The organism is Rhodococcus sp. NPDC056516 (assembly GCF_042794655.1).
Taxonomy (GTDB): Bacteria; Actinomycetota; Actinomycetes; order Mycobacteriales; family Mycobacteriaceae; genus Rhodococcus_F.
In genome coordinates this window covers 781,159-793,355 of sequence record NZ_JBHTTG010000002.1, presented here as the reverse complement: position 1 = coordinate 793,355, position 12,197 = coordinate 781,159, and the positions used below count along the sequence as shown (strand labels likewise).

Genomic DNA, 12,197 nt, shown 5'->3' with positions numbered 1-12,197 from the left:
CGGCGTTTGAGGGATGACGATTCGTCTGTTGGTAAGAGGGAGTTGTTTTTCATTATCCACCATGCTGTCTTCAGTATGGCATGAGGCGAGGGATTGTGGAATATGGAAAACGTCAAGTATGTGAAAATATAGCCGACTGTGCTTAAATGGAGGAAGCCAATGCACGACTTGCTAAACGACTGTTGCGGCTGTCTAAGTCAGATTAGGGACATGTAAAGGGTTAAAGTATAACCCACTATTTCTAGTGGGCGCACAACTTGCTATGCCCTTATTATACGAAACTTCGCTGATTTAGTCCATACCTTTACAAGAAATCAGTTTGCAGTCTGATTGGATTGAATGCAGCTGAGGGGGATACATCGGAAGTGGGCGGCTTAATTAACCGCATTCTCTTGCAGTTGTGCGAGGGACCTGCCACAGGCTAGCCGATGCCCCCTCGCATGCATTTAAGCCCAAAACTGTGGGTGCAGCCCTGACAGGCTTGGCGAACCGTGACTAAATGTTGACTCGCCCGACTTACTCAGCGCTGAACTATCGAGAAACTTCCGTTGGAACAGATCCCAACTGGCAAGCCGACAGGAGTGTCGTGAGCATTGGCGGAGGTGTAAGGATAGCTTGTAAAGAACGCAGTTTGTCTCTCCCCTCAAGTAGTAGGGAGTGGGGGTGGAGTGGGCTATTAATTGATTCTTTGTGGCCGAACGAGATGCTCGCGTACTGCTTCAACCATGGTTTGCCGATGCTTGAAGACGGTAGATTTTGCCTGGTCGAGTCGAGTGTGATCCCAAGTTCCAGTAATAGTGTCAGATTCAATTATTTTCGCAAATGTGCGGGACAGTACAGTGTAGTCGTCTTTAAGCTGGTTGAGTTCACGACGAACGTCTTTCTGTTCGACTATCATGATTGCGTTTGTGAACGAAAGCTCGGCTTTTAGAATCGCGGGTGCGGATTCTTTGAACTGAGCGTTCAATCGGGGCCTTATTTTCTTAAGTTTGAGCGTTATAGCTAGATGATCCGCTGTTCCCGGATCATATTTAGAATATTGTCTCTGGACAAGCTGCATTTCGTCCACAATATTCGTAACCTTCAATATTGCGATGTCGGCGTCCCCGATGGCCTCCCAAATGGGCGCAATAGTGTCGATCTGGCGGTGCGCGGCGATTTGATCGAATTGCTCCTGCTGTCTGCGGTCGGCATCCTTGCGCGTGACTGCCAGTTGGTAGAGGGAAACGGTGACTGCACTCGCGGTGAGCAACCCCGAGAACCAGCCTGATAAAGAACCCCACTGTGACGATCCCCAGTCGTGTGCGAACCCCCACCCCACGAGAAGGCCGAGTACCAATGCTGCGACACCAAGTGGCCAGTACCAGATTCTTACGTCGAGTCCAGGAATTGGAAACGAGAACTTTGTAATCCACTTCCGAAGTCGCTTACGACGGGAGCCCGAAGCTTTTGATCTCCGGAGGTCTGGGTCTTCATCAACATTTTCGTGGGTCACCCGCTGATTTAAGCAGATCCGACCGATCGTCCTTCACTGTCAGACCACTATGCGAACATCCTCGCTATGAACCTGATCCCCACCACTGACATCGCCGTGGATGAAAGCGCCCTTTACCTGGCGGCATCTCCCCACACTCGTGCGCAGGTTCTAACGACTCCATGCCCCGTGCCGGCCACTCCAGGTGTTTACGGCTGGTGGTTCCGAGAGTTGCCCGCTGAGATCAACACGGCAGGGTGCGCGAAGAAGGACGGACTGACCTTGCTGTACACGGGGATCAGTCCATCAGCACCTCCCACTAATGGAAAAGCACCGAGCAAGCAGACTCTTCGGACTCGGATCAAGACTCACTACAAAGGTAACGCAGCAGGTTCGACGTTGCGGCTGACTCTTGGGTGCCTACTGTCCGATCGGTTGGGGATCGAGCTACGTCTGGTTGGTTCGGGCAAACGGCTGACATTCGTTGCGGGCGAGAAGGTCTTGTCCGAGTGGATGGCTGAGAACGCATTGGTCTCGTGGGTTCTGAACCCCGAGCCTTGGGTGTTGGAGCACCAGCTCATCTCAAGTCTGGACGTTCCTCTGAACTTGGATGCCAACGCACACAACAGTTTCTTCCCAACTCTGAAGGCTGCGCGGCAATCGGCACGCGATCGGGCGAGGGAATTGCCAGTGGTACCGAACCCTGGTGTGGGTGGACGTTGATCCTCGCTTAGACGCTGCTGAATACGATCGCTGCTAGAAACAGCACGATCAGTGAGAGGAAGATGTATCCAAGGATGAGGCCCGCGAGCGCAAGACCGTTTCCTTGTTCGCCAGTTCGCTTGATCTGACTGCGGGCTATGTGACCAACTGGGATTGCAAGTGGCGCGATGACGATCCCCAGCACTAACGCGGCAACGGCCATTGAGTTCGTGCGCGGGTTATAGCTACCCATGGACTCTTGGCTTTGAACTACCGTGCGGGCCTTGGCTTGGGCAACCTGTCGAGTGTCTTCACGAGCAATACGGACGCGCTCAGACCGTTCGGGGGCGACCAGGAGCAGCACGAGAATCACCACGGCAACGAGGGATGCGACGAGACTGGCCTTCTGCGCCGTTGGTGCGTATTCGTGGGTCCATGACATATTGACCTGCTCGTCATACACGATTTGGACTGCACATGCGGCACCAAAAAGCACTAAGGCGCAGATTGCTGGAATCATGCTCCCCGCGACCGTAATTCCGGTGACAAGGCTCGATCGGTACTGAGGGAAGAGGCTCAGGACGAGCCAAACTGTGCTGATCACCATTACAGCCGAAGCCAGGAACCACAGGAGGAGGTAGAGCACAATCGTCGAGGTCCACTGTGGATCGATAGCGAGCGATTCGACACCTGAATATTGAGTGTTGGTGAGCCGTGCTGCGAGCAGTGCTATTACCGCTGCCACCAGGGAAGTAATCGCTAATCCGCGTCCTCTCCCAATGAGCCGACGCTGCGACTCAGTAGCGGAATTTTCGAGATGATCTTGGCGATAGAGATCCGACATTTGTTATGTCTCCTAAAGAGTTCCTTAGCGGATGAAAACGGAGTGTAGCGCGGTTCGTTGCGAATCGGAATATTTGTCATCTGTTTGGGGGACAAAGGAATCGGGGGCTTGCGGCCGACAGAGTTTTCCACAGGTCGTTGCATTTCGCTATTGCATTTATCGTTAGTTTGGCTCATAGTTATTTGCATAGTAAATAAGCAGGAATCAATGCAATATGAGTTCAAACGATCAACCCAATAAGAACCGCCGCGGCCTCGTAGTCTTTCTACTAGTAATCGTTGCCTTCATCGCCGTCGCAGCCTTCAATCAAAAGACCGACCAACCAACTGGCCTCGTAGTTCCAACTGAAACCTCGACATCAGCACCCGCGCAACAGAAGTCCTGGCACAAGGTCATTGAGCTATCCGGCTCCACAAGTAAGCGCAGTGACATCTTCCAGCTGAACAGCTCCAAGCAACGGATCACTTACACAGTGAACGGTGAGTACAGCCCGTTCGTGAACGTCTACGTGATGGCAGAGGGTAAGTCTCTCGACAAGCACGGCGGAATCCCTGAGGTCACGATGGCTCCAGTAAGTGGAGATACGTTGATGTACAAGGCATCTGGTGGCTACTACCTTGATGTTTCGGGGAATGGTGAGTGGACGGTGGTTGTGGAAGAGGAGCAATAGGTCATGGCCGCCCGTTCTTCAAGAACCATCTGCGGACTCATTTATGATCCCTGGATCTCCACTGGGATCTTCTTCGGGTCTGTAATAGTCACACTGAGCGTCTTGCTTCTAGCTGGGGTTGTAACGATCAGCAACACCGACCCAGCCCTTGTTGAATCCGCCGCAGTCTCAACAGCCCCGATCACTCCTAATAGCCTCGAAGCATTGGTCAATTCCGAACGTACAAACGCCGGTAAGCAGCCGCTCATCACTGACTCGACGCTCAGATCGAGCGCGTGTGCCAAAGCGGATCACATGCTCTCACAGGACTATTGGGCACATGCCTCACCAGATGGCGTGACTCCCTGGAGCTTCATCGAGAAGGCCGGCTACCGCTACACAACTGCGGGGGAGAACCTTGCGAAGTCATACCCCGACGATGCGAGCCTCGTTGCTGCCTGGATGAACAGTCCATCTCACCGAGAGAACGTACTCGGAGATTTCAAAGATCAAGGGATCTGCCAGAAGACAGGGACGTTGCAGGGGAAGACGACGACGGTGACTGTGCAGCATGTTGGGGTGCGGTCATGAGTCGGGTGATCAGGTTTCGTGGCCGTCATGTTGTAACGGGCGAGTGGTTCTACGGAAGTCTGCTCGCACCGAACATCATTGGTGTGATTGAGCAGAATGACAAACGTGACGGTCGGGGTCGCCGTCCAGAGCTAGCCGAGTTTTGTGTCGTTGATCCTGAGACGGTTGGGCAGTTCGTTGGCCTGCTCGACCGCAGCAACAAAGAAATCTATGAGGGCGACATTCTCCAGTCCGGTCGTGCACTGACCCGACCAAGGATAGTGACGTTTAGTCAGGCTCAGTTCATCCTCGAAGGGAGCATGTTGTCACTATCGGGCGAGATCGGCACGAACGAAAACATCGAGGTGATAGGCAATCTCTACGAGCATCCCCACCTGCTGGAAGAGTCGTCATGACAGTGACACTCAAGATCGCCCCGTCGATCGAAGAGCTACGTGACGCGCCGACGCTCAGACCAGTGTCAGTAGAACTTGAGATCACTCAACCTGACAGCGGTTCATCGTTAGAGGCACTCACCCAACACTTCGAAGAGACGGCACGTGCGTTCAACCGCGTTCGGGAAGTAGTCGGTTTGATAGATCCGGAAGGATTGAAATTCCTTCTCGCACTGTTGCGCCCTACTCTCCATGGCACGGGACTTCGGATCGTGAACAAGCGTGGGCGAAACAAGCTGGTGATGAGGGGCTGAAGTGGCGAAGTTCTACGTCTACATCACCGATCGACTTCATGGTGACCAGAACTTTGGCTTCGCTCACGAACGCGTGTTCACCGAGATCTACGAAGCAGAGAGCAAAGCTGATGTCAAAGAGCTGGTGCTGAAGGACTTCGATTACATGCCGAAGGTGCGTGAGAAGATGACGGCGAAAGTGCCTGATACTGAACGGTTCATCACTAGCATCCATGAACTCAACGACTACTGGCATGACATCTGGTTGACCCCGCACAAGTGCAGGGAGTGCCTTAACGAGTACACGAAGATCGAGAAGGCGAAGTTTCGCATGGGTGGCTCACCTGAGTTCTGCTCTAGCGAGTGCCAGAAGCAGTACAACATCCGCTTCGAGGCAACGACGGTGGACAGCTACAACACTGCAACCGTCTACATGATCACCCACAAGCCGAGCGGAAAGAGGTACATCGGCGTGACCACACGTTGGTTGATGCAGCGCTGGTGGGAGCACATCAAGGCGCAGAGCGGATCGCCATTCCATCAACTCGTACAGGCGAGCAGCATCACCGACTTCACGTTCGAAGTGCTGGAGGTGTTCAAGCCGAGTGAACATGACCCTTATGAACGTGAGTCGATCTACATCAAGCAGTACGACGCAGTGGAACTGGGCCTTAACGCTGTAAGCGGTCACGCTGCGAAGAAGTAAGCCGACATGACCACATACCCATCTTTGCCGCTCGAACCCCACGAGCGGCCTTCTGTGCGTTCCTAGTGACATATTTCAAGCATTGTCGTAGGTTAAGAACATATGGGTAACCAACCAATCATCATCCGGCGCAGTCTCTTTGGCCTAGTTGGGTTGATTCTGGTTGGACTTCTGATCGCTGGATTCATCTATGGACTGGCGTACTTCCTCCACACTCAGAATCCACGCGATACGACACCGATTGCAATCCTCCAGCTGATGGGCGTCGTCGTTCTAATCTCCACAGCAGTAACCGCCATCGTCTACAACCTCCACTCGATGACACTCAACGACAGCGGCGTGACGATCAAGAACTGGGGGAGTCTGTTCTTCAGCAGCGAGACACACTGCGATTGGAACGAGATCGAAGACCTCAACGTGCAGCGCGGGGGACCGTTGGCGTTCGTCGGCGGTTACGGAAATCTTCTGATCCAAACAGCAGGCACCGAGACGAACCTTCGTTTCAACTACTGCCCACGTCCTGGGTACTGGCGTGACTACATCGACCAGCGCAGCGAGAGCACACCTGAGCTAGTCCGCAACGTCTAGAAGAACGAGAAGATCGCACCGGACACAACGAGGAGGCCCAGACCGAGAAGCAGTATATGGAAATCGTCCTTCATCGTTTTCTTCTCAGATTCCTTGAAACCGCTGGTACTCGACTTGCTGCTTGTCTGCCAGAGATCCCAGCCACCGACAAGGACAAGGAAGATTCCGACGAGTCCTGCAACTGCTTGTAAAAACCGCAGCACGCCCAAGATGAAATCCATCGTGAAGTCTTACCACGGCACACCGTCAGCAACGCCGGTACCACGGGTTCCCGCTTAGTTATCTGTTACTAGTTGTTGCGACCAATCGCCTTGTCGCGGTCGTGATTAAGCTGGTGGGATCAATCAGCGCACGGGAGTACATCATGCACCGTCTCTTTATCAGTATGGGACTCGATTCAGAGATCGGGATCTACGAGTTGTACGACCGAACGATGGCATCCGTCAGGCGTTGCCTGAGTGAACTTGGTTACTTCATAGGCCCTTCGACGCTTGAGGATCGATCCGAGCAGCTCGGTCGCGGGTTCACTCAGTACCTCACGTTGGAACCTGAAGGACAGCTGGCCGCGACGGTTATTGAGATGGATCAGATAGTCCTCTTCGAGCTACACATCGATGCACTGGAACGGGAAGTCAACCGTGGGTTGCAGTCGATCGTCAACGATCTGATTGACACCTATGACGACATCCACGCGTCTGTACGCATCGCTGACGACGTTCGTGACTGATCATCGCGGGCCGAGTTCAGTTTCCAGTCGTTCGGCAACGCTGTCGGGCATGGTCGAGCATGAATCTTCGCCGCGATCCTCCGAGTGATCTAGAGCTGTATCCGTAATCCCCACCGTCGCAACAGTGCCTTCCCATCCACCAAGCGCAGCGATCGAGCCAGGGTTGAACCTCGCGGCTATGTCCACCTTCTCAATAGCGAGCTGATCTGCATCGGGTCCAAGGTAGATCCCGCCGTCTGCTGCACGTTCGATGTACGCGGGTCGAGGCAGCACTCCCGATAGTTGGTTGGCGTTGTACTCACTCATGAACCACGGCGGGGTGTTGAAGTAGTACCAACTCGCAGCACAGACCCCGTAAAGACCAGGACCGAACTGTGCGTAGTTGAGGTACAGCTCCAAGATCCGCTGATCTGACATCGAGTAGCTGAACTCTGTCGCCATAACTGCTTCGAGTCCCTTACGGATTGCACTACGCCCAGGCCAAAGGAAGATGTTCTTCACCAGCTGCTGGGGGATGGTTGATCCACCTACTCCAGCGTCGCCGTCCATGTATTCCCTTGCCTTAGAGGTCAAGTCGCTGATCTCAAACCCACCAGCTCGCATACCAAGTCGCTGATCTTCGTGAGCGATCACTGCTGCAATCATGTATCGGCTGATGTGGTCGAGATCCACGTACTGGTAAACGATCGGGCCTTCGTCTTGCAGCATGAACGACGTCCGAGGTGGTGTGAACCATCGGTACGAGAGCGTCACCATCTCCGAAAGCACTAGGGGAGTGAGCATTACGAACGCAACGTACATCGGCCACCGACGCCAGCGGGGGCGATGCCTGCGGGTGGCCGGCGGGTGTTCCGGCTCGTAGATCTCGTACTCGGGTTCCGGTGTGTGTACCCGCTGAGACTCGGGGAGGAGATCGTCGAGGGAGAGTCCCCGTGACCTGTCGAAAGCGGTGGTGTTGGCGGTATCCATGGGTGGCCTCCCAATTCTCTGGAAAATCGCGCAGGGGACAAATAGCCGAATGCGGATTTCGACCCATTTTATGCGAGATTCCGAGAAAGGGGATAGCGAGTTTCGGTGGTGGGGGATGGAGAGAATCGCGAGGTGGGATTAGCGATTCGAAGAGGGTATGTAGCCGTCCATCGTCTGATGGGTGAACAAGTAGTCGATCTTATCTGCGTACTTGCGAACGTACGGGGTGAGGGTGATCTTTGCTGTTAGGGGAATATTTAGTGAACCGTTTGTTTTAACTATCATTACGTTACTTATTTAAACACAAAGTCAAAAGAATTGCAATAGTAAAGTTGAAAACTGTGGATAAGTCCGGGCATTTCGCTATTGCATTTATTGGTCTTTTGGCTCATAGTTATTTGCATAGGAGAAACATGAATATATGAATCTAGAAAAGACATCCAAACCCGAGTACATCAGCACCAAGTACTCCTCGCCTCGCGATGAAATCCTGCATCACCTCTCGCTAGAAGGCGGGGCCAACCAAAGCTCAGGGGACACCGCATCTACCACTGGCTACTTCGCCAGGATCAGTAACAGTGAAGCCGAACTCCAAGAGCTGACAACCAACTTCGAGGAAGCCATGCAGTCTGCCGGCCTCGCTGATCCGTCTGCCTTAATCGGCCACTACCTCCTCATTGAAACCGACGATGGCTTCGTTCACGTAGGTGACTACAAGTCTGAGGAAGAGGTGATCGCTGACTATCTCAAGCTCGAAGCTGCTTATGAGGACTGGGCGGGGGAGATGGCATGAGAGAGATCAAGTTTCGAGCATGGCAACCATTCACTTCGCTACACCGCAAGAAGGGTATGTACGTAGTTGACGACATGCTGTGGCATCGGGTTACTGGGCATCAACCGAACGCAGGCGAGGCCTTTCTCGCAAAGAACGTCGGCTGGAGTCAGAGTAGTGAGTACTTCGAGGATGTCGAGATCATGCAGTTCACTGGACTCAAGGATAAGAACGGCGTCGAGATTTATGAGGGTGACATCGTCCGCTCGCAAAGGCGCAGCGATCACTACGACTTGATCTACTACGAAGTCCAAATGCCTACGTACAAGGCTGCGTGGTTCCTTCATACCGTCGCGCTCCATCACAAGCATGAAGGCTGGAAGGACGTCAGCAGTGGGGGCTATGTCGATATGTACCTGTCCGCGAAGTATGACGGTGACAACTGTTTCATCGAGGTCATCGGAAACATCCACGAGAATCCAGAACTCCTGGAGGTCACCTCATGACCCCAACTCAAACCCTCCGCGCTGCAATCAAACTGGCCAACACCAACGGCTACGACAACCCTGCACTCTTCGGAACCATGGATCTAATTAACCAGTGGAACATGCCACCTCGTGCAGTACTGGGGATCTTGCTGATGAACCACGACTTCTGCCGAGCACTTTGGGGTGAGGAGTGGATCGTTCGTACTCAGACTGTCGCGGTGTCTGATGATCCGTTCGGGTATCTCGCGGGGAGTTTGGAGGAGCCGGGATGAGTAACACCCCTACAGAGTCAGAGTTCGATAAAGAACTAGATCACATCATGGGGTGGTGTAGCGGTGAATACCACAGTCCGTGCTGGTATAAGGATAATGTCATCGATAAAGGCCTATCTGTCGAAGAGGAAGATGATTTAGTCAGAACAGCCGTCAGGCGAATGTTTGACAAATATACTCAAGCAAAGGAGCGTGAAGCAAGGATAGCTTCAGTTCAGTTGTATATGGACACATGCGAAAACAATAGCCTAGACCCTAGCTGGGAATCTATCCACGAGTTTCAAGATGGACAGATAAAAGCACTCGCTGACTTGGAAGCAGAAAAGGAGACTCTATGAGTGATGCTACTAGTAAGGATGATGAGCTGCGACAAGAAGTACGGCAGCATTTTGCCACTGCATGGCAGGACGGGTACGGATGTGCAAAATATCCTAAATATAAGGAGTGAACCGACATGCACACCGACATGGTTATGAGGTTATTCAAGCAATATGGCGTAGAACAGCGGATAGACGAGACAAGCAGGTCTTTGCACAGAGGCTACTTCATACCTGAGATGGAGATAATCGCAGAGGGACGCATAGCTGAACTCACCGCCTTCAAGACTAAGCAGGAGGTAGCTAACTAGCCCCATATGGAAAGAACCAAATCCAGACGAACATCCGAGCGCAAAGCTCCTGAACCACTCAACATCGATTACCCCGCCATGATGGAAGAGATTCTGAACATGCCTGGCGATGTTGGCAACGCATACAACAGGTTTCGACGTTACTCGCTGCTCAACCAGGCGCTACTCATGAGCCAAGGCGTTACAGAGCCGATCAACACGTTTAAGGGCTGGCAGGACCTTGGAAGACAGGTTCAGAAGGGCAGCAAAGCCAAGTTCATCATCCGCCCGATCACCATCAAGCGAGAGAACGACAAAGGCGAGGAAGAGCAGTTCATGCGCTTCAAACCCGTCAACTGCCTGTTCACCGTGTCTGAGACTGAAGGTGACGATCTACCCGAGTACGAGCCACCTGAGTGGAATGAGAAGCGAGCACTCGGAGCACTGGCGATCAACCGGGTGGCGTACGAAGGACTTGATGGCAATGTGGCCGGCTACTCCTACGAGCGCAACGTCGCAGTATCTCCCGTAGCCCCTTACCCGTTCAAAACACTGATGCACGAACTCGGACATGTAGTCCTCGGACACACAGCAGCAGACGCTCACGCCGAGTACACCCAACACAGGGGAATCGCTGAGTTCCAAGCTGAGGCAACGGCTTACCTAGTTCTCAACGAGCTAGGAGCTACCGATCAGATGGATGCTTCTGTCAGTCGCGGCTATGTCCAGTCCTGGCTCAGCGGCGAAAAGCCTGACGACAAGGCGATCCGTGCGGTGTTCAGCACGACGGACAAGATCGTGAGAGCGGGGCTTGAATCCGTCGATCACTCCATCTCCAGCGATCAGTAGATTGCACTGATCGCCAGGAAGAGGACGCCGAAAGGTGCAAGTGTCATCGATGCTTGAACCATGCGGTGCTTTTTCCACGCGATCTTGCTCATCTCCACGAGTTGTTTAGATAGGACGGGCAAGATCGGTGTGTTTTCCAGATGGTCCTGCACGGTATCGGGCGTCAACTCACGTAGATGACCGAAGTAGATGAAGTTGCTTTGCGACTCGGGCACGAGATTTGACGATCGGAGACGAGGGCGAACGACCCAGACCGCACAAATGACACCTAGAACAAGCAAGCAGTTTCCGATGACATACCAGACGACTGCCCATCCACTCAGGTGCTCGAACACTCGATCTTTGCTCGACAGCGTCACCACTCCGACAAGAAGTGCGCTCTGGATCGTTAGTGCGAAGGAGGCTTTGGTGTCAACCTTGCCAGTCCAGTCGGTAAGGGCTGAGTGGATCTTCCAGGCGGTTTCGACCGGATTGGGTTCGGTCACGAGTACGGCCTGTACCAGGTGGAGGTCCGGATGTTCTCAAAGCTTCCGCTCACATCTTTCCACTGAGCGTTCGACCACATGGGTACCGTATCGTCGCTCGTTGAATCCGCGTTCTTCGAGTAGCAGTTGGAGTATTTCAGCTTTTCGTACACCTCTTCGGTGATGATGGTTGCGCCACCACCCTTGTAATCACTGAGCTTGGCTGCGATGTTTGGCGACCTTCCGATGGAAACAAGATCGCTGTTGCCGCGTACACCAGCTCGGACTATCAGGGCTGTACCAATGTCGATGCCAGTTCTGTGTCGGACTTTCCAGTCGTCCTGGACCCATTTGTCACGGTAGGCATCGTGATAGGTCAAGAGTTCGTCGTGGACGACCTTGAGGACTGCCCAGTTGATTCGGAGGGCAGCATCTACTGCTTTGTCGGCCGCGTCATCGCCGATGAAGATCGCCATGACCCTGTCCCCGTCGAAGGATCGGATCTCGCCGCCTCGATCTCGCAGGACGCGAGATACAGCGTGCAAGTAAGCGCGGATGATCTTCGCGGCGTCCTGTGTGGTGAAGTGGCTGGCCATCCCGGTGGAGTCCGCCATGTCTGCGTACAGGTAGACCGCATCACTGACGTAGACCGCACCATCCTTCTGCGCCACGTCATCCGTCGTGGGAACCACCCGTGCGAACCGCGTACTGAAGTCTGTTCTGACGATGTCTCGAACTGCCTTGGCACAGTCGTCCTTGAATCCCACTGGACACCCCTCTGAGTTGGTGGATCAAGGGTACCGGTTGGTACCGACAGGGCCGATGACG

General features: G+C 53.5%; 18 protein-coding genes. 12 read left to right on the top strand and 6 right to left on the bottom strand.

Annotation, left to right across the window (positions count from 1 at the left end; genetic code table 11):
- Nucleotides 1-676: 676 nt before the first annotated feature.
- Nucleotides 677-1,495, bottom strand: coding sequence for a hypothetical protein (locus ACFQ6Y_RS08865; protein ID WP_378631175.1), 819 nt, complete (start codon nt 1,493-1,495; stop codon nt 677-679).
- A gap of 66 nt (nt 1,496-1,561) precedes the next feature.
- On the opposite strand from ACFQ6Y_RS08865, the gene ACFQ6Y_RS08860 reads away from it, so the two are divergent.
- Nucleotides 1,562-2,197: a GIY-YIG nuclease family protein gene (locus tag ACFQ6Y_RS08860; protein ID WP_378631173.1), complete on the top strand. Its 636-nt coding sequence runs from the start codon at nt 1,562-1,564 to the stop codon at nt 2,195-2,197.
- Nucleotides 2,198-2,204: 7 nt separating this feature from the next.
- Here the strand turns inward: ACFQ6Y_RS08860 and ACFQ6Y_RS08855 are convergent, their stop codons facing one another.
- Nucleotides 2,205-3,020 carry a DUF4190 domain-containing protein gene (locus ACFQ6Y_RS08855; RefSeq protein WP_378631171.1) on the bottom strand — a complete coding sequence of 272 codons (816 nt, stop codon included), beginning with the start codon at nt 3,018-3,020 and terminating at the stop codon, nt 2,205-2,207.
- 214 nt (nt 3,021-3,234) lie between these two features.
- Here ACFQ6Y_RS08855 and ACFQ6Y_RS08850 point away from each other — a divergent pair, with 214 nt between their 5' ends.
- The 5 genes from ACFQ6Y_RS08850 to ACFQ6Y_RS08830 all read left to right on the top strand — a co-directional run bounded on the left by ACFQ6Y_RS08850 (nt 3,235) and on the right by ACFQ6Y_RS08830 (nt 6,221).
- The gene (locus ACFQ6Y_RS08850) at nt 3,235-3,690 is read left to right on the top strand and encodes a hypothetical protein (RefSeq protein WP_378631169.1); all 456 of its coding nucleotides are present in this window, start codon (nt 3,235-3,237) and stop codon (nt 3,688-3,690) included.
- A 3-nt stretch (nt 3,691-3,693) separates the two neighbouring features.
- Nucleotides 3,694-4,260: a CAP domain-containing protein gene (locus ACFQ6Y_RS08845; RefSeq protein WP_378631167.1), complete on the top strand. Its 567-nt coding sequence runs from the start codon at nt 3,694-3,696 to the stop codon at nt 4,258-4,260.
- The gene (locus ACFQ6Y_RS08840; protein ID WP_378631165.1) at nt 4,257-4,655 is read left to right on the top strand and encodes a YopX family protein; all 399 of its coding nucleotides are present in this window, start codon (nt 4,257-4,259) and stop codon (nt 4,653-4,655) included. Before ACFQ6Y_RS08845 ends, ACFQ6Y_RS08840 begins: the two co-directional genes overlap by 4 nt.
- A 294-nt stretch (nt 4,656-4,949) precedes the next feature.
- Nucleotides 4,950-5,633 (top strand): GIY-YIG nuclease family protein, encoded by a 684-nt coding sequence (locus ACFQ6Y_RS08835; protein WP_378631163.1) that lies wholly within the window; start codon nt 4,950-4,952, stop codon nt 5,631-5,633.
- Nucleotides 5,634-5,786: 153 nt separating this feature from the next.
- Entirely contained in the window at nt 5,787-6,221 is a 435-nt protein-coding gene (locus ACFQ6Y_RS08830; RefSeq protein WP_378631161.1) for a hypothetical protein, read from the top strand.
- Here ACFQ6Y_RS08830 and ACFQ6Y_RS08825 read toward each other — a convergent pair.
- Nucleotides 6,218-6,442: a hypothetical protein gene (locus ACFQ6Y_RS08825; RefSeq protein WP_378631159.1), complete on the bottom strand. Its 225-nt coding sequence runs from the start codon at nt 6,440-6,442 to the stop codon at nt 6,218-6,220. The genes ACFQ6Y_RS08830 and ACFQ6Y_RS08825 overlap by 4 nt on opposite strands.
- Nucleotides 6,443-6,585: 143 nt before the next feature.
- Here ACFQ6Y_RS08825 and ACFQ6Y_RS08820 point away from each other — a divergent pair, with 143 nt between their 5' ends.
- Nucleotides 6,586-6,948 carry a hypothetical protein gene (locus tag ACFQ6Y_RS08820; RefSeq protein WP_378631157.1) on the top strand — a complete coding sequence of 121 codons (363 nt, stop codon included), beginning with the start codon at nt 6,586-6,588 and terminating at the stop codon, nt 6,946-6,948.
- Here the strand turns inward: ACFQ6Y_RS08820 and ACFQ6Y_RS08815 are convergent, their stop codons facing one another.
- Nucleotides 6,949-7,917: a transglycosylase domain-containing protein gene (locus tag ACFQ6Y_RS08815; protein ID WP_378631155.1), complete on the bottom strand. Its 969-nt coding sequence runs from the start codon at nt 7,915-7,917 to the stop codon at nt 6,949-6,951. It abuts the gene before it with no gap.
- A 421-nt stretch (nt 7,918-8,338) separates the two neighbouring features.
- Between ACFQ6Y_RS08815 and ACFQ6Y_RS08810 the strand changes: the two genes are divergently transcribed.
- The 5 genes from ACFQ6Y_RS08810 to ACFQ6Y_RS08790 all read left to right on the top strand — a co-directional run bounded on the left by ACFQ6Y_RS08810 (nt 8,339) and on the right by ACFQ6Y_RS08790 (nt 10,905).
- Nucleotides 8,339-8,710 (top strand): hypothetical protein, encoded by a 372-nt coding sequence (locus ACFQ6Y_RS08810; protein WP_378631153.1) that lies wholly within the window; start codon nt 8,339-8,341, stop codon nt 8,708-8,710.
- Entirely contained in the window at nt 8,707-9,195 is a 489-nt protein-coding gene (locus ACFQ6Y_RS08805) for a YopX family protein (protein ID WP_378631151.1), read from the top strand. Before ACFQ6Y_RS08810 ends, ACFQ6Y_RS08805 begins: the two co-directional genes overlap by 4 nt.
- On the top strand, nt 9,192-9,449 hold the full coding sequence (locus ACFQ6Y_RS08800; protein WP_378631149.1) for a hypothetical protein: 258 nt from the start codon (nt 9,192-9,194) through the stop codon (nt 9,447-9,449). Before ACFQ6Y_RS08805 ends, ACFQ6Y_RS08800 begins: the two co-directional genes overlap by 4 nt.
- Entirely contained in the window at nt 9,446-9,787 is a 342-nt protein-coding gene (locus tag ACFQ6Y_RS08795; RefSeq protein WP_378631147.1) for a hypothetical protein, read from the top strand. The genes ACFQ6Y_RS08800 and ACFQ6Y_RS08795 overlap by 4 nt, the downstream gene beginning before the upstream one ends.
- A gap of 296 nt (nt 9,788-10,083) precedes the next feature.
- Nucleotides 10,084-10,905, top strand: coding sequence for an ArdC-like ssDNA-binding domain-containing protein (locus ACFQ6Y_RS08790; RefSeq protein WP_378631144.1), 822 nt, complete (start codon nt 10,084-10,086; stop codon nt 10,903-10,905).
- On the opposite strand, the gene ACFQ6Y_RS08785 is transcribed toward ACFQ6Y_RS08790, so the two are convergent.
- On the bottom strand, nt 10,899-11,390 hold the full coding sequence (locus ACFQ6Y_RS08785; protein WP_378631141.1) for a Pycsar system effector family protein: 492 nt from the start codon (nt 11,388-11,390) through the stop codon (nt 10,899-10,901). The two genes, ACFQ6Y_RS08790 and ACFQ6Y_RS08785, sit on opposite strands and share 7 nt — an antisense overlap.
- Nucleotides 11,387-12,136 (bottom strand): adenylate/guanylate cyclase domain-containing protein, encoded by a 750-nt coding sequence (locus ACFQ6Y_RS08780; protein WP_378631139.1) that lies wholly within the window; start codon nt 12,134-12,136, stop codon nt 11,387-11,389. Before ACFQ6Y_RS08780 ends, ACFQ6Y_RS08785 begins: the two co-directional genes overlap by 4 nt.
- Between the last annotated feature and the right edge of the window lie 61 nt (nt 12,137-12,197).